Source organism: Trichocoleus sp. FACHB-40 (genome assembly GCF_014695915.1).
GTDB lineage: Bacteria > Cyanobacteriota > Cyanobacteriia > Cyanobacteriales > FACHB-T130 > Funiculus > Funiculus sociatus.
Window position 1 is genome coordinate 87,268 of the sequence record NZ_JACJPF010000101.1, and the last position, 19,490, is coordinate 106,757.

Annotated in this window: 16 protein-coding genes; 6 read left to right on the forward strand and 10 right to left on the reverse strand. The window is 45.6% G+C overall.

Going from position 1 to position 19,490, the window contains the following annotated elements:
• Positions 1 to 105: 105 nt before the first annotated feature.
• Positions 106 to 246 (reverse strand): hypothetical protein, encoded by a 141-nt coding sequence (locus H6F63_RS23550; RefSeq protein WP_190639805.1) that lies wholly within the window; start codon positions 244 to 246, stop codon positions 106 to 108.
• A 237-nt stretch (positions 247 to 483) separates the two neighbouring features.
• Between H6F63_RS23550 and H6F63_RS23555 the strand changes: the two genes are divergently transcribed.
• A complete protein-coding gene (locus H6F63_RS23555) occupies positions 484 to 720 on the forward strand; it encodes a hypothetical protein (protein WP_190417995.1) in 237 nt (78 codons plus the stop codon).
• Positions 721 to 1,057: 337 nt separating this feature from the next.
• Here H6F63_RS23555 and H6F63_RS23560 read toward each other — a convergent pair whose 3' ends face one another.
• From H6F63_RS23560 to H6F63_RS23595, 8 genes are all read right to left on the reverse strand, one after another.
• A complete protein-coding gene (locus tag H6F63_RS23560) occupies positions 1,058 to 1,222 on the reverse strand; it encodes a DUF559 domain-containing protein (RefSeq protein ID WP_190417989.1) in 165 nt (54 codons plus the stop codon).
• A gap of 144 nt (positions 1,223 to 1,366) precedes the next feature.
• A complete protein-coding gene (locus H6F63_RS23565; protein WP_190639806.1) occupies positions 1,367 to 2,014 on the reverse strand; it encodes a Uma2 family endonuclease in 648 nt (215 codons plus the stop codon).
• Between the two features lie 66 nt (positions 2,015 to 2,080).
• Positions 2,081 to 4,687, reverse strand: a complete 2,607-nt coding sequence (gene acnB, locus H6F63_RS23570) for a bifunctional aconitate hydratase 2/2-methylisocitrate dehydratase (protein ID WP_190639807.1) — start codon at positions 4,685 to 4,687, stop codon at positions 2,081 to 2,083.
• A gap of 452 nt (positions 4,688 to 5,139) precedes the next feature.
• Positions 5,140 to 5,556 (reverse strand): DUF4278 domain-containing protein, encoded by a 417-nt coding sequence (locus tag H6F63_RS23575; protein ID WP_190639808.1) that lies wholly within the window; start codon positions 5,554 to 5,556, stop codon positions 5,140 to 5,142.
• A gap of 536 nt (positions 5,557 to 6,092) precedes the next feature.
• On the reverse strand, positions 6,093 to 7,562 hold the full coding sequence (locus H6F63_RS23580; protein WP_190639809.1) for a DUF1802 family protein: 1,470 nt from the start codon (positions 7,560 to 7,562) through the stop codon (positions 6,093 to 6,095).
• Between the two features lie 8 nt (positions 7,563 to 7,570).
• Entirely contained in the window at positions 7,571 to 8,215 is a 645-nt protein-coding gene (locus H6F63_RS23585) for a Uma2 family endonuclease (protein WP_190639810.1), read from the reverse strand.
• Positions 8,216 to 8,244: 29 nt separating this feature from the next.
• Entirely contained in the window at positions 8,245 to 10,107 is a 1,863-nt protein-coding gene (locus tag H6F63_RS23590) for an ATP-binding protein (protein WP_190639811.1), read from the reverse strand.
• Between the two features lie 46 nt (positions 10,108 to 10,153).
• Positions 10,154 to 10,831 carry a hypothetical protein gene (locus H6F63_RS23595; protein WP_190639812.1) on the reverse strand — a complete coding sequence of 226 codons (678 nt, stop codon included), beginning with the start codon at positions 10,829 to 10,831 and terminating at the stop codon, positions 10,154 to 10,156.
• 174 nt (positions 10,832 to 11,005) lie between these two features.
• On the opposite strand from H6F63_RS23595, the gene H6F63_RS23600 reads away from it, so the two are divergent.
• Complete coding sequence (locus H6F63_RS23600; RefSeq protein WP_190639813.1) at positions 11,006 to 12,349, forward strand: folylpolyglutamate synthase/dihydrofolate synthase family protein; 1,344 nt, start codon at positions 11,006 to 11,008, stop codon at positions 12,347 to 12,349.
• A gap of 35 nt (positions 12,350 to 12,384) precedes the next feature.
• Here H6F63_RS23600 and H6F63_RS23605 read toward each other — a convergent pair whose 3' ends face one another.
• Positions 12,385 to 13,665 carry a sugar ABC transporter substrate-binding protein gene (locus H6F63_RS23605; RefSeq protein ID WP_190639928.1) on the reverse strand — a complete coding sequence of 427 codons (1,281 nt, stop codon included), beginning with the start codon at positions 13,663 to 13,665 and terminating at the stop codon, positions 12,385 to 12,387.
• 211 nt (positions 13,666 to 13,876) lie between these two features.
• On the opposite strand from H6F63_RS23605, the gene pilM reads away from it, so the two are divergent.
• The 4 genes from pilM (at position 13,877) to H6F63_RS30200 (ending at position 19,337) form a co-directional block, all read left to right on the forward strand.
• Positions 13,877 to 14,980: a type IV pilus assembly protein PilM gene (gene pilM / locus H6F63_RS23610; protein ID WP_190639814.1), complete on the forward strand. Its 1,104-nt coding sequence runs from the start codon at positions 13,877 to 13,879 to the stop codon at positions 14,978 to 14,980.
• A gap of 4 nt (positions 14,981 to 14,984) precedes the next feature.
• The gene (locus tag H6F63_RS23615; protein WP_190639815.1) at positions 14,985 to 15,791 is read left to right on the forward strand and encodes a PilN domain-containing protein; all 807 of its coding nucleotides are present in this window, start codon (positions 14,985 to 14,987) and stop codon (positions 15,789 to 15,791) included.
• Positions 15,788 to 16,564, forward strand: a complete 777-nt coding sequence (locus H6F63_RS23620; protein ID WP_190639816.1) for a hypothetical protein — start codon at positions 15,788 to 15,790, stop codon at positions 16,562 to 16,564. The genes H6F63_RS23615 and H6F63_RS23620 overlap by 4 nt, the downstream gene beginning before the upstream one ends.
• An 82-nt stretch (positions 16,565 to 16,646) precedes the next feature.
• Positions 16,647 to 19,337, forward strand: coding sequence for an AMIN domain-containing protein (locus H6F63_RS30200; RefSeq protein WP_347276833.1), 2,691 nt, complete (start codon positions 16,647 to 16,649; stop codon positions 19,335 to 19,337).
• The last annotated feature ends 153 nt before the right edge of the window (positions 19,338 to 19,490 follow it).

Below are 19,490 nucleotides of genomic sequence, written 5' to 3' on the forward strand. Positions count from 1 at the left end.
TCTTTTCAAATTGGGTAATGGTAATTTGTACAACGATTGATTACTTATTTTTATATAAAGCATAATATTTAGTGATTTTAAACATTTACTTATACGAGCAAAAACTCATAATTCTTCTATAATAATTGCAGGACTGTAAATATCAGATCCTGTCTCATAGGCTTCTCGGAAATAGGCGATCGCTTCTTTAAGTCGCTTCCTGACTGCTTTTTGGGTTCCTAACCTACCCACCCATTTTCTATACATAAAGCAACTCAGTAAGCCGCAGTATTCCTCGTCACCATTATGCAAAAGTCCAAGTCTCTCCAGTTCATACTTGGCTGAACGTTCCAATTAATTTGGAGCTAAAACTTAATATTAATTATTGACAATTGACAAACGCTATGATAATGGAGTTTAATGATAAATGTAGGGCATTAGTAGATCCCCGCCAAGAGATTTGCTAATGCCCTTGACTAAACTCCTTACGGATACAAATTGCTCGTGTCACAAAATACTGATTCAATCGATTCCACATCAGAAACTCGTGCGATCGCCTACACAAAGCGTCTCAATCCTTGGGCGATTGTTCGTCTCCTTCCCAATAGACAGAAGGCGACCGTGGCTCGATTCCGCAGTCGGTGTGATGCAGACTGTAATATGCAGCGTATGCGTCAGCTGACACCCAACGCTTCCTTTATGGTGGTTTTTGACTGTCAACCAGACAAAGCTGCGATCTAAAGTTTTGGTATGCGATGGTCCTGTTTAGGGAAAGGATACGATCGCGCTGTTTGAAGTGATAATGCGATCGCGCGGTTTGAGATGAGGATGCGATCGCTAAATTCCTCTCACTTCCTAAAAGCCTATCAATTTCTTGATTAATAAAGCCAAATTGTCTAAAAATCCGCAACATATAAGCGGGTGATAGTAATCCTGCTCCGATACTGACTGAAGAATAAGCGATCACGCTGTTTGAGATGAGGATGCGATCGCGCGGTTTGACCTCTCCCCCAATCCCTCTCCGCTTCGGAGAGGGGAGCCGGAAGCCCCCTTCCCTCGTATAGTTGGGGGTTGGCAGTTAGGCTTCTTCACAATCGCAACAAGCGGTGTAAATATCCAGCAAAACATCATCGATATTTTTCCTTACTTCTGCATTTTTAATTCGCAACAAACGCAATCCTCGTGCTGACAAAACTTTGTCACGTTCTGCATCGTATTCAGATATATTAAGCAAGGTGGGCATTCCCCGCCTTGCTACTATTATCGGCTAGCGCAAAGCACTAGATGGAATACCCGAAACATCTTCAATCCGAGGCATTCCTTGCAGCGGAATCACGCCACCTTCATCCTCAAAATTAGCGATTTGATAGAAGTTAAACCCGAAATTTTACGATATTGTAATTTGTTCTTGTACCCAAGTTCTAAAAGCTTTCATTGTCTTATTCCTACCAGCAGTCTTTACCTGACTCAAATACTGAGGAATCACCTTAATAAGCGGTAAATTAGGAAAAATCAGGCTAAAAGCTGACTCAATATACTTTCTATCTTGTAATATATTAATTTGTAACTTCCCTTTTTCAAATCGCCAAAGCTCAGGCACTCCTAAAGCTTCATAAATACTTGGATGAGTGCGAGAAGTTATATCTATCTCTAAGGCTAAATCTGGAGGTGGAGCGATGGATAAGTCTAATTTTTCTTTTCCTCTTACTGCTGCTTCATTTTGAATATAAAAACAATTATCTGGTTCTATCCCTTTCAGCATATCCTGGTTTTTAAAAGTAGTAGAACCAAGAGGATAAAAATCGATATCTAGTTCTTCTAGAAGAATTTCAATAAAATTGCTGATAAACAGTTTACTGGTTTCATGCTCTGGCAAGGGTGTCATGATTTCTAATATTCCATTGTCATAGGCTACTCTTGACGCACGATGTTCTCCTAACTCTTCTAAGATGGTTTCAAATTCTTGCCAGGTTATATCTTCTAGAAAAACTTTATGACCAGGCGGTATATTAAATCGCTTTAATTCCAACAACATCTTTAAGCCTCATCTTCAACATTGGGAAAGTAAGGTGGGCATTACCCACCCTACTTTAATTATCGACTAGCGCAACGCACCAGATGGAATACCCAAAATATCTTCAATCTTGGGCATATCTTCTAAGGAAATCACGCGACCTTCATCCTCAAAATTAGCGATTTGATCGAAGTTGAGATAGCGATACAAATCACCCGCAAAAGGATGAATTTTCTTCGCCACAATGTCCAGATATTCCTGCACCGTGGGGATGCGACCAAGCATTGCACAAACAGCTGCTAATTCAGCGGAACCGAGATAAACTCGCGCATCTTTGCCCATGCGATTATTGAAGTTGCGAGTGGAAGTTGAAAACACCGTTGTACCGTCATCCACACGGGCTTGATTTCCCATGCAGAGACTACATCCCGGCATTTCTGTACGCGCCCCTGCGGCATCAAATACGCCATAAACACCTTCTTCTTTTAGTTGGTGTTCATCCATTCGAGTTGGAGGACAAATCCACAAGCGGGTTTTGACTGCTGTTTCGCCTTCCAATACTTTCGCGGTAGCGCGATAGTGTCCGATATTCGTCATACAAGAACCGACGAATACTTCTTGCACTGGATCGTTAGCAACTTCAGAAAGTAACTTGACGTTATCAGGATCGTTCGGCGCGGCGACGATTGGTTCCTTGATTTCGTTCAAGTCAATCTCGATAATTTCTGCATACTCCGCATCCGGATCTGCTTCCATTAACACGGGATTTGCTAGCCATTCTTCCATCTTGGCGACGCGGCGCATGATGGTACGCGCATCGGCGTAGCCTCGCGCTACCATGTTTTTCAACAACGCTACGTTGGAACGCAGATATTCGGAAATTGTCTCGATACTGAGTTTAATTGTGCTACCTGCACAAGAACGTTCAGCGCTGGCATCGGTAAATTCAAAAGCTTGCTCAACTTTCAAGTCTGGCAAACCTTCAATTTCCATAATTCGCCCAGAAAAGATGTTTTTCTTATTCTGTTTCTCGACAGTCAAAAGACCTTTTTGGATGGCAATATATGGGATGGCATTGACGATATCCCGCAGCGTGATACCTGGTTGCAATTCGCCTTTGAAGCGGACTAAAACAGATTCCGGCATATCCAACGGCATTACGCCCAAAGCTGCGGCAAACGCAACTAACCCGGAACCGGCTGGGAAGGAAATACCCAAGGGAAAGCGGGTGTGGGAGTCGCCGCCAGTTCCCACTGTGTCTGGTAGCAGCATCCGGTTTAGCCAAGAATGGATGATACCATCGCCGGGACGCAAGGCGACACCGCCACGCTGGGCGATGAAGTCAGGCAGTTCCTTGTGGGTTTTCACATCCACTGGCTTTGGATAGGCAGCGGTGTGGCAGAAACTCTGCATTACCAAGTCTGCGCTGAAACCCAGACAGGCGAGTTCTTTGAGTTCGTCGCGGGTCATGGGGCCTGTGGTATCTTGAGAACCAACAGTGGTCATGATTGGTTCGCAGGAAGTTCCAGGGCGCACCCCAGCGAGTCCGCAGGCTTTGCCGACCATTTTTTGTGCCAAGGTGTATCCTTTGCCCGTGTCGATGGGTGGGCGAGGACGGATGAAGATGGGGCTTGGTTCTAAATCCAGAGCAACTCGGATTTTATCGGTGAGGGTGCGTCCGATAAGTAGGGGAATGCGTCCTCCGGCGCGTACTTCGTCGGTGATGGTGTCGGGTTTGAGGCTGAAGGTGGATATTACTTCGCCAGCTTCGTTGGTAATTTCACCTTTGTAGGGATGAATGGTAATTACCATCCCGGTTTCCATCTTGCTGACATCGCACTGGATGGGTAATGCACCTGCATCTTCAGCGGTGTTGAAGAAAATCGGCGCGATCGCACTCCCTAATATATATCCCCCTGCCCGTTTGTTCGGCACGAAAGGTATATCATTGCCAATGTGCCACAGCACTGAGTTGATCGCAGATTTCCGGGAAGAACCAGTCCCCACTACATCCCCCACATAAGCGACGGGATGGCCTTTTTTCTTTAACTCGACAATGGTTTCCAAACTTCCCGGTTGCTTGGATTCAAGCATTGCCAAGGCGTGTAAGGGAATATCCGGGCGAGTTGTGGCGTGGGTTGCGGGGGATAAATCGTCGGTATTCGTTTCTCCCGGCACTTTAAAGACGGTGACGGTAATGGCTTCCGGCAAAGGGGGGCGAGAGGTGAACCACTCAGCCGCCGCCCAAGACTCGATTACTTGTTTGGCGTAGGCATTAGTTTCGGATAATTCCTCTACGTCGTGGAAGGCATCATACACCAGCATAATTTTGCTTAAAGCAGTTGCGGCTGCTGATGCCAATTCATCGTCTGATTTTAGTAAATCTATTAACGATTGCACGTTGTAGCCGCCTACCATTGTCCCCAGCAACTCGATGGCGTAGATGGGGGAAATTAGGGGGCTTTTAGTTTCGCCTTTGGCAACGGCGGTGAGAAATCCTGCTTTTACGTAAGCTGCGGGATCGACTCCAGGGGGAACGCGATCGCGCAACAATTCCAACAACGTCTCTTCTTCACCAGCTGGCGGATTTTTCAACATTTCGCACAGTTGCGATGTTTGTTCGGCATCCAGGGGTAAAGGGGGAATTCCCAAAGCCGCACGTTCAGCAACGTGTTGACGATAAAATTCAAGCATTTTCTAGTCTCCACAAACAATTAAGAGCAAAATTTAGGGGCGAATCGCTTTTGGGTTCTCCGCCTGGAGAATACAATTTCGATACCTGCGCTTCACAGCCACCAGTGAACAGAAAGTGTCGCTGCTACTGCTTGAGACGCAGATCAACATTATTAATTATTGTGAAAAATTGAAATAGAATTTGTACGGATTGCTGCAACTTGGTTGTTCGGCGGCAACATTGCACAAAAAAAAAGGCGATCGCTCTCTATCGCCCGCTTACTTCTATAAACCAGGAATCCGTCGTCTTCAGATTTGAAGATTTCGTGCTTAGATTAAATTCTACACCTTTAGGGGGATGAGTGCGATATTTTTATGTCAGAACGCGATCGCACTTTAATTGCAGACTACTAAATAAAATATCTCTGACAGGCATCTTGCCTGTCAGAGATATTTTAATCAGTTTCACCTAATTAGCACGCGCTCAATTGCTTCGACTCTGCCTCCAGAAGGCGGATCAGGTTTTCATCCCCGTTAGCTTTGGCTACCTGGATGCGGTGTTCCAGACTGCGCCGGATACTCTCCAAGTGCATTCTAGCGGCTTCATCCATCATTTTTTGACGGTTTTTATCCACTGACAATTTGCACTCCGGTAAATTTACCAATTGTTCAAGATGTTGCCGCTGTAGAGTATCGGTTGTTCCGGTTTTGCCGACAATGTAGGGAACGCCACGATACTTTAAATTAACCATCACATCAGGAACCTGAACGTGTCTGGGATATTGAACTTTATAATTTTGACCCCGATACTTAGCCAAAATTTCGCCTTCAGTCACTTCCAGCGTGGGTGAGGTGTTTTCATAACTGCTACCGCGATAAGAAAATTTCATAAAATTTGCCTCCAATGAAGTTTCCTAAGTATTTCTTACTAAATGAGGTGGTTGCGAGTACGACATCGCTCTCTACTTCTATTCTCCAGCACTGTTGATGGCTGCGAATCCCCATCTGGGAAGAACTAAATATTTTTATTTCTGTATCTATTTTTACAGTTCGCCAGCAAATCGTCAACGATTAAGATACTTTAAGCAACATTTATATCTTTTGGCAGATAGCACACTGAAGCCCACTATGACAGGGGGAGGATAAACTTGGTGAGATTCATCTGGTGATTTGTGGCGTTTCAGATGTCAAGAGAAGCGGCTAACTTTCTAAGAAAGGCTAATTATTTTGATGCACTAAATTTGGTTTTTCACACCACAAGCAGCACAAAAATTTTTACCGTTACAACTTGCATCTGATTGGCAATGCAAGAAAGATATCGCTAGTTGATGATTATATTTAAAAGAATGCGATCGCGTTCTCCAAAGCCGAAGTATTCCTAAGCTAACAAGTCGCGCCGGAAATACAAGCGATCGCTTTCTATATCTCAGGTATCCATTGACAAGTCGCGCAGAAAGTAGAAGCGATCGCTTCTCCAATCAGTTCCCTTTTTTCGCCCCAAGTATCCCGTTAAAGGCGAGGAAAGCTCAATCAGCAAATCATGAACTGAGTCATCGCTCAGTTTAGAGCTTTGATTCTCGGCAAACCTTGCGTTGTAGTGAGTGCGAATTTCTATAGCTGTCGGATAATCGCTACCTGGCTCAGAAAGCTCTTTAACAGTTTTAACAATCTGCGATCGCAGATTAATATCTTTTAGAACTTTCTGAATGTATTCATCAATCTTGTAGTCAATCTGACCTGCTTCAAGATATGGCTTCAACTCGAGCAAATTAACTGAACCTGGATATTTCGCTTGAATTTCAACCAACTTTTGTAAAGTCATAGGATTGATAATGCTTACTTTCCATTCATCGGCTGCTTTTAATAAGGGAACTGTAGGCTCTCCGGGACCAATGATTAATTTTGCAGTTCCTATAAACTCATCTGTTCCTAAATGTGTCCCCCCTAGCTGAACTAATTCTTTAACAGCAATATTTCCAATGCTCCTACCTGCTTTGCATTCACCAACTAAAGGATAAGGCTTTGAGCAGAATAAATCTAAGCCACCCGCACCTCCTTTGTAAGCTTCATCAACTGTAAAACCAAGAAACTCAAGACTACGACGCACAATGTTTTCAAAGTCTGTTCCAGCTTGATAGTTACTTTTTCCTTCGTCTAGTTCTTTACTACGATTACCCAAAGCTGCAATTGACGTTATCCAATCTAATTTTTTATTAAGTTGCTTTATGAGATTATCACTACTCCAACCCAGAAAAACTTTGATATGTTGCTCTAGTTCTTCTGCTGCTTGGTTAGTGATAGTTAAAGAGGCGATCGCACTCTGTAATTCTTCCAATTCTGGATGCAGTGGCGGTAGCCGATTTTCTAACTGATTGCTACGTTGGGCGAAAATGTGATCGCTCAATACAGGTGTTGCATCTGTAACGCTTAAGGAATGAGGTAAACCCACAAATTGATCCTGAGTATTGTGAGGCATTTCAAATGGCTGAGGTAGCAAATAAACGCGCAAATGTGCCAGAAAATTACAATGTCGTTGCGAGAGAATTTGCTGTAACGCTTCGGTTGTCCAGATGGTTAATCGTGACAAAGCTTCTAAGGACTCAGGCTTTTTCAGAGGTAGACACAGTTCGCACCTAGCCCAAGCTTTAATAGTGACCGTTTCATGATGCAATTGAGCAATCGCACTTTTGGCAATGGGCAAAAAGCCTGAGCGGTAGTGTTGTTCAATAGGCAGAGGGTCAGTGGAAATATCAGCAGGATAAAGGGCAACTACAAACCCAGGAGAGAGAAATGTTCGCGGCATGAAAGCAATCATTCGCCCTTGAATTAACGCTTCAATGTCTGGCGCTGGTAGTCTTAAGGCAGTATCAAGGTTGACAGAACTTACTGGCGACATACTTCATCTTATGGTTGAAATTGAGTTAATAACCAAGCCACAACTTGAGAGTGCGCCATTTGACGACTGCGCCGCAAAGTCTCTTCTAATACTGCCATCTCTAAACCTGGTAATATTTGAGATTGAGTAATTCTTCTACTACCACCACTAGAAATTATTTCAAAGGCAATTATTTCGGCTTGCTGCACATCCACTATCCAATATTCAGATACTTTTATATCTTCATAAAGTAAGCGTTTTTCGCCTTTGTCATCAGCTAGGGTACTGTCAGAAATTTCAATAGCTATATCTGGCGGTGGAGTAATGTCAAGATTAGCGATCGCTGTTCCTATTGGTACCATTGGCGCTTTTTCTCCGATGTAATAAGATACATCAGGTTGGCACTCTCGAACACCTGTTTTCCGGTAGCTACAGTTATCCAAGCAATTGAGTGGGATGTTTTTGAGAGCGGCGAATAAGGTGACAGCAATAGCAATAATCCCATTATCTTTTGCATGATCAGGGCCTACTGACATAGTTTCAATCCTCATTCGTCCATTGTAGTAGTAGCCTTTAGCTTTTTGATAAGCTGGGTCTTCAACGGTTTGGATAAATTCATCCCATGTAGCTACAACCCAAGTATCAGTCGGTAGTTTTGTCCGCATGGTACTCATAGATTTCTCCGCAGCGATATTGTGTGGGTTTATGCAGCACTATCTTCATCAACTAAACCTACAGGAATCTGACCAGAAGGATCGCTCATAATCTCCTGTATGAGATAATTTTCACCTGCTAAGTTATTCTGAGCAATAAAATCAAATATTTGCTCCTCACTCACTTCGTAATCTTCACGAGCCTCGTATACAAACAAAATAGCTAGAAGAGGCTTGATTGCTTCTACTTTCAATAGCACCCATTCTCCACCTAGATTGGGAGACAGTAGTTTACTTAAACACTGTTGAGCTTGAGTTTTGTCGCTAATTTCTTTAGAACGAACTAAGCAACCACGAGTCAGGTCAAACTTGTTATATTCAATTAGCCGATTTAATCCAGCTAGCACGCTCCTAGCGTTAGATTGCTGAAGAACCGCCACCCCAATTTTGACAGTTTTATTGTTTTCCTTCCCTATGATTTTGAAGTCAATGTAACCCTTGTCTGAAGCCTTGGCTTTAACTTCTTCGATGGCAGCGATTTTAACTTTCTCTATGGTTTGTCCAACCAAAGTAGAAAAGCCCAGGCGAAGGGCGTTAGCAAGTTTCGCCTTATTCTCTAGCAAGGTTTGTATAGAGCCTTCAATATATGCAAGCTCCTTATTAAAAGCAGCTTCAACAGGATGAGGTTGCTGGTTTTTCGAGTCATCACTATTTATAATTGTAGATGTGCCAGTAACCTCAAAATGCCCAGCACACCATTGCAAAACTTTCCGCACAGTCGGCTTTTCTCTAGCCAGTTCTCTTAGTTTGTTTTCCTTAAACGGATAAACAGGGTTATGTGGAACTAAATTTCTTGATTCGTAAAACTCTCTCAGCCATAGGGTGACTAGCTCAACAATAGAGTCACCATCCATGTGTTTCAACTCAATCGGCTCTCTTGTTGCTGCTGAAACCCGATAAGGCATACCACCAGGAAGTATTTTAATTTTAAGTTGCCATGTGTCAGGGATCATAACTGTTAAAAGCACAACCCCTCGGCTGTCACTGTCTAGATTTAGGCTGTCAAATAGATTTTTAACTAATTCAGCAACAACCTGTGCTTTTGTATAACCACCCTCGTTGAAGTTAACTCCCTCTAGTTCGTCAAAACAAACGATCAGCGCCTTATAATCGCTGATCAAGCTTAAGATTTGCAGGACGGTATCAAAAGCATTGGCTTCTCGATCTTCTTTATCAACATTTGGCAACTCCAGTTCAGCAGCTTTGGCTTCAGATATATCATTGCCAGACAACCATTTAATTGCGTAAGGAGCATAAACTTTTGATAGTGTCCATAGGATAGCTCGGACAACATCAGGATCGCTAATATGAGGTTTATTTTGGCAAACCTCTTGGGTCAGATGATCCATGCCATACTCTTCTAATACGGAGGGAAAGTTTTCAATAACTTCTTTGAGTGGCAGAGGCTGTTCCGCAATTTGGTTTAACATAGCAGCAGCTAGTTCTTGCCACTGCTTTACCCCTTCGCTACCCACCTCGCTGAGACTAGCTCCCAAAGTCTGTAGGAATTGGTATTGAATCCGGTTTAACTCCCCAAACTTGCTGGCGCTGGCATAAACAAAGAAAGCACCCCCCTTATCTTTCAAACGGTGGCGGATGCGACTAATGAGGTGAGTTTTGCCAACTCCCAGATCAGCTGTTATGGCAATAGAGGTCACTTTAGATGGACTAGAACTAACCTGCTTTATCGCCTGAAAAACAGCGTCAGAAGCGTGGGCATTCAGAGTTTCAATATCAGGGAATCCTTTACCCCAAACATCTTGTTGTTTGACAGCAGCAGGTCTATTAAACGGATTGTAACTTTCGATAGCAGCGTTGAGGTATTCAATTGGAGAAACAGAAGAGGAAGTCATGGCGATTTGTGTGAGGTAGAAAACTAAAAAATGGTGGATTTCAAATTTAGGAATTCAAGCGCTTGGCATAGTAGCGCAATCCGCTTAGTTCAGTAGTGATTGAGTCCTCGGCTTTGTCAGGGGTAATGTCTGGCATCTCTCCGCCCATCAATTGAAAAATGTCGTTAGCCTGCATTTCCAGCAACCACTCATTGAAATGAGATCGCGTTACCCGTTCCCCAATCTGACGGCGAATCCGGTAAATCGGCACCAAATTGTCCAGGTTATAATCCCGGTTAAGCTGGTCGTAAACATCCAACGCTACCGGCTTAAACTCGTCGTAAGATGCGATCGCTTTCCCTTGTGCCTTACTTTGCACACCAGGAGCAGTCGCACCATTTGATCGTGTTCCCATCTCTCGGAGCCACTTCAACAAAGCATTGGCAGTTTTTGCCCCTATTTGAGAGTCAAACTCGAAATTAACACTGTTGAGTTTCTCGCCTAGCAACTGGACACCTTCAGAAGACAGGGATATCTTATTCTTGGAGATAGCGATCGCTCCGGCTTTTTCTAATTCTTGAAAAATGCCCTGATAGTCCGCAGCTTTCTCATTTGTTCTTTGAATTCGTTGGGTTAATTCACCTTTCTTAACTTCCGCCTTCGCTCCGCCCATATCCCACAGCGCCAAAAGCAGGCGAGTTTTTCCTTGGTCTTCCGTACCCCGTAAGCCTTTAGTTTCTGCCATCTTAATAATTCTTAGTTGCTGAAAAAAATACCGTCTCAGGTCAAACCACCTAACGTATAATAACCGCACATATCTAGCAAATCGCCTGTAAATGCGCTAGAGAATGCTTGTGCTGATTTACACAAGAAATTACACAAGAAATAAAATTAAAAAAAAAATTAGTATTAATTGCTCATGGATATCGACTCAATTCTTCAACCGTTTCAACGTTTTGGTGTTCATCTCGGACTAGAACGCATTGAAAAACTATTAACCGATTTGGGCAACCCGCACCACTCTGTCCCAGTTATTCATGTGGCTGGAACAAATGGTAAAGGCTCAGTTTGTGCCTATCTCTCCGCAGTTATAACAGAGGCGGGTTATCGTGTCGGACGCTACACTTCCCCGCATTTAATTGATTGGAATGAGCGTATTTGTCTCAACGAACAGCCAATTTCCCTAGAAACGCTGCGAGAATTGCTGCTACAAGTCCAAGCAGCTATCCAACCAGGTGAAGAGTCACCAACTCAGTTTGAAGTCATCACCGCTGCTGCGTGGTTGTATTTTTACCAGCAGGAAGTAGATGTCGCGGTGGTGGAAGTCGGATTGGGAGGACGTTTGGATGCAACGAATGTATGCTCCAATCCTCTCGTTACCATCATAACTTCCATCAGTCGGGAACACTGGCAGGTACTAGGCCCTACCCTAGCCGACATCGCTAGAGAAAAAGCTGGTATCCTCAAACCAGGATGTCCGGCGGTAATTGGGCAATTGCCAGAGGAAGCGATCGCAGTCGTAAAACAGCGGATTGTGGAATTAGGTTGTCCTGCTGTTTTCCCCCAAGCGGCGGTGGAGTTAGGAACCGCTGAGGCGCAGAGAACGCAGAGTAAAGAAAGATGGGTGGAATATAGGGGTATTGAAAATTTGGAATTCAAGCCAAAATCCGATCCCCACCTTGATAAGGAAGGTGTCGAAAATCCAAAATCTATCGAGTATCCTTTGCCGTTGTTGGGAGATTTTCAACTGTTGAATTCCGCGTTAGCGATCGCATCTTTTCAAATTCTCTCTTCACAAGGTTGGAAAATTACCGAACAAGCGATCGCAACGGGGATGGGAAAAACTAAATGGTTGGGAAGACTCCAGTGGACAACTTGGAAAAATCGTCAATTACTAATAGATGGCGCACATAATCCAGCAGCTGCGATCGCTCTGCGTCAGTATGTCGATACACTGGAAAAGTCCCACATACATTGGGTGATGGGGATGCTTTCAACTAAAGACCATGCAGATATTTTTAAAGCTTTACTTAGAGAAGGCGAAAAGCTTTACTTAGTCCCCGTACCAGATCATAGTTCAGCCGAAACTGAATCTTTAGCCACCCTTGGACAAAACATCTGCCCGCAATTAGCCCATTGTCGCATCTATCCCGAACTCACCGCTGGCTTGGAAGCAGCCATAGCGATCGCCACCCCAGATGATTTAATAGTCTTGTGCGGTTCTTTATATCTAATAGGTCATTTCTTGAAACATGCAAAGTAACGTAAAGGTTCTCTGCGTTACTTTGCATTAAAAAACTACCTCTGATTCCACGCTAAAGCCGCATCACTCACGGCTTGATCTACCGTCTTTTGCCCCAACATCGCCGCCTGCAAATTTTCATAAATTGCCTTCTGCAACTTGTTAAGATCCTTCATCGCCGGAACCAGCACCTCTGCGTCTTGCAAATCTTTAGCACTGATAGCGCGAGCTTGTGCCAATGGCGATGTTTTGGCATCACCCGCTAATTGGCGTTCATACTCTTTTAGTGCTTCAACTGTAGAAGGTAGCACATTCGCAGCTTTGGCAAAAGCCAGCTGATTTTCTGTATTTGTCACAAACAAAGCAAACTTCAAAGCATCATCCGGCTGATTAGTATCGCGGGGAACTACCAAATTCATCACCGCCACATTTTTCTTACCCGTCTCGCCAGTAATCTGCGGTGCAGCAGCCGACACTTGCGCGACTACGGGTGCATTCTTCTCAATCGTATTCATAAACTCCGCCCCCGTCCCCAGCAGCGCCGTCTCCCCAGCCTGGTATAGTTCTACCGCACGTCTATGACCTTGTGTCAATACCTCTTGCGGCAAGTATCCCTTCTTATAAAGGTCTACCCAATACTGAAACGCCGCCTTACCTGCGGGCGTGTTAAAAGCCGCCTTACCTTCAGCATCCACCAGTTGAACGCCCATCTGCACCAACGACTCCAGCACCTCCCCCGAATCTTCCGGAACCAGCGTCACAAAAAACGCATACTTACCAGTTTTTTCCTTAATTGCTTCAGCAACCTGTGCCAATTCGGTATAAGTTACTGGTGGCTTACTGATACCAGCTTTTTTAAACAAATCGGTATTGTAAATTGTTACCCGCGTCGTCAGATACCAAGGAATGCCAAAACTTTTGTCATTGAGAGTGCTTGCCTTCCATATATTAGGTAAGTATGCCGAGCGTACCTGTTGAGAAACTTTAGCATCCAAATCTAACCAAGCATTGCGCGATGCCAGCTGGGAGGCGAAGTCAGGATTCAGATTCACCACATCCGGTGCCGTTTTTGCCGAAACCGCTGTCAAGATTTTGCTCTCCATCGCACTCCAGGGAACATCTACCCATAGCACCTTGACATTTTTATTTTCAGTTTCAAAGCTAGCAATCAGCTTTTGAAAATACTCAGTAAACTGTGGTTGTAGCTGCATCGTCCAAAATTCAATTTCTGGGTTTCCTGAGGAGGATGGACTAGGGCTACAACTAATCACCCAGCTGAGCATCAATCCCAACAGGGCGCATATGCTCAAACGTCTCCAGGTATTTATCCGGCTCATGTAAATCGCAATCCCATTTTGGCAATAGAAGTAATCTATACTACCCGATGAGGTATATCTAATGTATGGAATCTTTCGGGGTGTAGTTTTGTCTCTACCGATGTGTTTATGAGCTAGATTGGGTACCATAAATCTGTCTGTATTTCCCTAAACCCAATCCCCTCACCTACTACGCGATCGCAGGGCTGCGAAGAAAAGCCAACAAAAAAATATGTTTACCCGCTTTAAAGGATTAATAGCCAAACGTACCAAAGGAATTGGTATAGAAATCGCCCCGGAACGGATTAATATTGCTCAGCTACGCAAGCAGGGTCAAGGATTCAAATTGGCAGCGCTCTCCTCTACAGAGGTTCCCGAAGGAATCTTCCAAGAAGGCAAGATTGCAGATGCCCCGGCTCTAGCTGAACTAATTAAGATGGCACTGGCAGAAAGTAAAATAAAAGTCCAGAACGTTGCCACAGCCGTTTCTGGGCGAGAAGCAGTAGTGCGCGTTATCCCAGTACCAGCCGAACTCGATGATAGAGAGTTGCGGGAAATGGTGCTGGATCACGAAGCAGGTCTATATCTGCCATTCCCACGGGAAGAAGCCGATGTGGACTATCAGAAGCTGGGCTTTTTCACCGATGAAGATGGAATTGAAAAGGTACAGGTTCTGCTAGTTGCCACTCCCAAGGAAATTACAAACAGCTATATTGAGACTTTCCAGGAAGCTGGGTTAACAATCGATGTGTTGGAGATTAGTAGCTTTGCCTTAATTCGGACGATTCGAGAGCAATTGCGACAATTTGGGCCTCAAGAAGCAGCTGTATTGGTGGATATAGAGTTCGATAGCACCGAAATTGCGATTATCGTGGATGGAGTGCCGCAATTCTCGCGCACAGTTCCTATTGGAACGTTCCAACTTCAGAGTGCTCTTAACCGGGCGATGAATTTACCGACATCGAGAAGCACCGAAACGCTGCAAGCGATGACAATTCCCAACACACCAGTCGATAACGTCAGATCGGGTGCAACAGGCATCAATCCCGGTATGGCTGCTTTGGTGAGAGTTTTAGGAGAGCTAGCCGACGAACTACGTCGCTCTATCGATTTTTATCTAAATCAGAGCGAAAATTTGGAAGTGGCGCAGCTGCTACTAGCAGGGCCTGGAGGAGGAATTGGACAACTGGATGAATTTTTCACGCAACGGTTAAGCTTGCCAACTACGCAAGTAGACCCAGTTGCTGCTCTCTCTTTGGAGGTGACAGAAGAAATTTCGCCAGTGCAAAGACCGGGATTAGGAGTTGTCTTGGGATTAGGACTAAGAGAGGTTTAAAGGGATGTATAGCTTAGATATCAATTTTCTTAAGGATCGTGGCATAGGACCAGGCCCCGCTCGTGGCGGTGCTAAATCAGCCCCTGATAGTAAGAAGATGCTGCCCCTGTATGCGGGATTGGCAGTTGGTCTGCTGCTACCAGCCGCGGTGGGAGGACTGTGGTTGTTGCTGCAAAACCAAACAGAACGGTTGACTGCGGTCAGCGGTACATTGGACGAGCAGCTCAATAAAGGCAAAGCCTTAGAGCAGCAGATTCAACAAGTAAATCAAGAAACCCAGGCGGTTCAAGGAGAGACAAAGGCACTCGCCAGTATTTTCAACGAAATTTATCCTTGGTCAGCAATTTTACAGGATATACGCGATCGCGTCCCCCTGGGATTGCAAATCACCACCATTGAACAAATTGCCCCCGATGCAGCTGCTGCCGCCGCCACCCCGCCCAGCCCCGGTGCTACAGTTGAACCACCAAGCTCCAACATTGTAATTACCGGAAAAGCTCCCAGCTTCGACCACGTAAACGACTTTTTACTGACCTTGCAGAGGTCTAAGTTATTCAACAGCGACAACACCCAAATAGTGATTGCTGAGTTGAAAGACAACACAACCCAGGTGGAATTTCCTAAAAACCTGACTGAGGGGAATGGCCCTAAATTAGAAATCAAATTGCCAAAAGTGGTGGAATACAAAATTCAAACCAGCCTCAGCAATGCCCCTGCTGCCGACTTACTCCGAGAGTGGGAACGCAAGGGTGCAGTAGGATTGGTGACTCGGCTTAGAAACCTTCAGAACAAAGGAGCGCTTCAACAATGACCGCTAATCCAGATTTTTTACCATCTCAAGATGGGGATAACGCAGTTGAATATCCCACTGCCTTTGGAATTACCTTCACACCCACAGTAAGCGGTGCTTTACTGGGTGTACTGGGGTTACTCGGAGCAGCCTACCTGGGTGTTAATATGGTGCTGCCTGCATGGGATCAGTATCAAACCCTGCAAAACGATGTGAAAAATAAGCAGGAACAAATTAAACAACAAGAACAGCTCCAGAACCAGCTTGCACAGGCAAAGGTAAACTTAAATCAGGCAAAACAGCAAAAAACCGCTGTCATGTCCATGTTTGGAAATGAGAAAAACTTGGATACGATAATGCTGGATATCAACCGCTTCGTTAGAGCTAGAAGTGCCAAGTTGACAAGATTTGAGCCTGCTCAAAACGATGCCGGCACTCCCAATAGTAGTAATGTGATTACTGATAGCTCGTTGGGAGCAGAGGTCAATGGAAAACTAAAACATAAGGTGTATAACGTAGTTTTTGAAGGCGACTACGGGCAAACCCAATCTGTTATGAGAAGTCTGGAACGATTACAGCAATTGCTGTTAGTAAAAGACTATAAAGCAAGGATGCTTGAAAGTGAGACTCAACAAAAAGTTGTGGTAAACCGCCAAGGAAAAATTATCCCAAGCGGTAAACCAAACAACAGAACTTTGATTGAAAACTCTTTTAAGCTAGAGGTACTGCTGCCATTGACACCGGAAGAAGCGAAACAGGCAGCGGCAGCGGCGGCTCCACCACCGGCGCAGTAAACAGCGCTTATGGTGCCGAAAAGTCGGCATGAAAGCTGTTATTTAAGATGCAGAAATTGGTTTTTTGTGTGAGGAGAAAATAGTGAAACAGCTATCAAAATTGGGTGGGATTTTGCTGGGTTCGGCATTAGTTTTGCCAGCAACGCAACGAGTAATGGCAGCTGTTACGCAAGTAACAGACGTGCAGCTCAATCCCACGGCTAACGGTGTGGATGTGGTGCTAAAAACATCTGAGGGCGAAGACTCTAAGGAGTCTGTTATCAGCCCTCAGATTTTTACAGTTAGTCGTGGAAATGAATTGACGGCAGATTTGCCAAATACCCAGTTGAGCTTACCTCAAGGTGAGAGTTTTCGTCAGGAAAACCCGGCTCCAGGCATCGCATCGATAGTGGTGAATCAGCAGGATGCCAACAGCATCCGGGTGATAGTGAGCGGGGAAGACAAAGCACCATCTGGAGAAATTAGCTCGAATAAAGAACGAGGTATTACCTTAAGCGTTAACCCAGTTGCAGGTACAACAAAAGCCGCACTTCCCACTCCAAAAGACTCGGCACCAGTCAAAGATCCTCTCCCAGAGAAAGCAGCGCCAATTGCTCAGGCTGCACCGCCGCTAGCGCCACTAACTCCAGCACCACTGACTCCAGCACCGCTTGCCCCGGCAGCACCACTGGCTCCAGCGCCACTACCGGGGCAAGCGGCTCCAGCGCTACCAGTAGTTCCTCCGGCTCAACCAGTAATAACCACCCCCAACCCAGACGTTCTGGTGCCAAACCCGAAAATTACAATTGATGGGGTTCCAGCACCAGCGGCGGGGGCTGTGCAACCAGTTACTGCGGCACCGCCTTTCTTACCGAGAGCGATCGCGCCCCCAGTCGGCGATATTACCATCTCCAACACCAATGCCGCCCCCACTGTCATCGATCTCGGTACAGCTGAGCGCGTACCCCGCTTAGTCTTACGCGATGCCCCCGTCCGAGAAGTTTTAGGATTACTCGCCCGTTCTGCGGGTCTTAACCTTGCCTTTACAGGAGCTGCGGCACAAGGTCAACCTGGACAACCCGCACCAGCTCCAGCTCCCGGTGGTGCAACCGCAGAAAGCGGACCCACAATTTCCCTGGATATTGAAAACGAGCCAGTTCAAGATGTCTTCAACACCGTCCTCCAGTTGAGCGGCTTAGAAGCAAACCGAGTTGGAAACACAATTTTCGTAGGTGCTAGACTGCCCGACGACGCTCGGAACGTCATCGCACGCAGCCTGCGACTCAATCAAGTTCCCGTCACAGCTGCGGCAAACTTCCTGACGACCCAAGGAGCAGAAACCCAAATCCCTACAGAGCAAATTCAAATTCAGACGATTGGAGAGGGAGCTGCCGCTCGAACCGTTGAAATTAGAACGCCGAGCATATTAGCGCTCAGAGCGCAAGAGGGAAATGCTCCCTTATTGCTCAGAGGAGTAGCAGTGTCAGCCGACGAGCGACTGAATTCTATTACCCTAGTGGGTCCGCCTCGCAAAGTGGAAATCGCTACCAGTCTCCTGACCCAGTTGGATGCCCGCCGCCGTCAAGTTGCCGTGAATGTCAAGGTGGTTGATGTCAACTTATTAAATACCAGTGATTTTGGCACCAGCTTCTCCTTCGGGATAGGAGACGCTTTCTTTAACGTAGACCGAGGCGCAGCAGTATTCAATTATGGCGGTGTCACTCCACCTACGGCATCCCAAACGCAGGCGAGTCAGGTTACTCCAACTGTTATCCCAAACCCCTATGCAGGTGGAAATATTTTCCTTGATCCCACTAGGAGCACAGGTCCGATTCCCAATACGGGAGTAGACACCACCATAATTTCTCCTTTTGTTAATAACAACATCCCTACGACGATACCTGGACAGAATCTAACCTTTCTTCAAGGTAGAGCAGGGGTTTCAGGAAGCCCATTCCAAACAGGTATCACAGATGTGACACCGGGAACACCCAACTTAGTTACCACCACCGTAACTCCTGGGACTCCTCAAGTTGGTACTCCTGGTCAGCCTAATTTTGTTCCTGCGACTCCTCCAACAACAACTACTACTGCCACAGCGGGAACTAGAGGGACAATTACCTCTGCTCTTCCCAGCTTCTTCCAATTCCCCAGTCGATTTCTCTCGGCGTTGCGATCGCAAATTCAAAGTGGTAATGCTAAAATTTTGACCGACCCGACGCTGGTTGTTCAGGAAGGACAGTCTGCTACTGTCAATCTCACTCAAGAGGTAGTTGGCAACGTCAGGAGCGAATCGGAAACAAGCGAAGGTGTTAGAACTACAACAGTAACCGCAGAAATTAAGCAGGCAGGTTTAGTTCTTAATATCAGAGTCGAGCGGATTGACGATAATGGTTTCATCACTTTAGCTGTAAATCCCACAGTAACTGCGATTGGAGGTCAGCAAAATATAGTCGTTGATAATGACACCAACCAAATCGCTTTGCTGACAGTACGCAACCTTAACTCTGGACAGATTCGCCTGCGAGATGGTCAGACTTTGATTCTTTCAGGTATTATTCAGGACTCTGACCGGACTACTGTATCTAAGGTGCCAATTTTGGGCGATATTCCGATTCTGGGTGCTTTGTTTAGAAGCACTAACCGCGTGAATCAGCGACAAGAGGTGATTGTGTTGCTGACACCTCAGATTCTAGATGACTCAGCTGGCTCCTCGTTTGGCTACAGCTACACCCCAGGACAAAATGCGCGTCAGCTATTGGAACGCAGGGGTTTCCCCGCTCCGAATCAGTAAAAGGTAGTGCCAGACTGACGGTCTGGCACTAGGCAAACAAAGCCTGCCCACCGAGGCTAGATTTCGTTACTAGAGAAAGCCCGCGCAGGTTGGCTTGGTTTGAGTAGCAGCGACTTTACTCGTTAGGCCGCCCCCTGCCCCTTGTCGGAAGAC

Excerpts from the sequence above, each read along its gene's own strand:
- acnB (WP_190639807.1), bottom strand. The coding sequence starts at position 4,687 with ATGCTTGAATTTTATCGTCAACACGTTGCTGAACGTGCGGCTTTGGGA.
- H6F63_RS23620 (WP_190639816.1), top strand. The coding sequence starts at position 15,788 with ATGACCGCTAATCCAGATTTTTTACCATCTCAAGATGGGGATAACGCA.
- pilM (WP_190639814.1), top strand. The coding sequence starts at position 13,877 with ATGTTTACCCGCTTTAAAGGATTAATAGCCAAACGTACCAAAGGAATT.
- H6F63_RS23575 (WP_190639808.1), bottom strand. The coding sequence starts at position 5,556 with ATGAAATTTTCTTATCGCGGTAGCAGTTATGAAAACACCTCACCCACG.
- H6F63_RS23605 (WP_190639928.1), bottom strand. The coding sequence starts at position 13,665 with ATGAGCCGGATAAATACCTGGAGACGTTTGAGCATATGCGCCCTGTTG.
- H6F63_RS23600 (WP_190639813.1), top strand. The coding sequence starts at position 11,006 with ATGGATATCGACTCAATTCTTCAACCGTTTCAACGTTTTGGTGTTCAT.
- H6F63_RS23615 (WP_190639815.1), top strand. The coding sequence starts at position 14,985 with ATGTATAGCTTAGATATCAATTTTCTTAAGGATCGTGGCATAGGACCA.
- H6F63_RS23565 (WP_190639806.1), bottom strand. The coding sequence starts at position 2,014 with ATGTTGTTGGAATTAAAGCGATTTAATATACCGCCTGGTCATAAAGTT.
- H6F63_RS23560 (WP_190417989.1), bottom strand. The coding sequence starts at position 1,222 with ATGCCCACCTTGCTTAATATATCTGAATACGATGCAGAACGTGACAAA.
- H6F63_RS23590 (WP_190639811.1), bottom strand. The coding sequence starts at position 10,107 with ATGACTTCCTCTTCTGTTTCTCCAATTGAATACCTCAACGCTGCTATC.
- H6F63_RS23550 (WP_190639805.1), bottom strand. The coding sequence starts at position 246 with ATGTATAGAAAATGGGTGGGTAGGTTAGGAACCCAAAAAGCAGTCAGG.
- H6F63_RS23595 (WP_190639812.1), bottom strand. The coding sequence starts at position 10,831 with ATGGCAGAAACTAAAGGCTTACGGGGTACGGAAGACCAAGGAAAAACT.
- H6F63_RS23580 (WP_190639809.1), bottom strand. The coding sequence starts at position 7,562 with ATGTCGCCAGTAAGTTCTGTCAACCTTGATACTGCCTTAAGACTACCA.
- H6F63_RS23585 (WP_190639810.1), bottom strand. The coding sequence starts at position 8,215 with ATGAGTACCATGCGGACAAAACTACCGACTGATACTTGGGTTGTAGCT.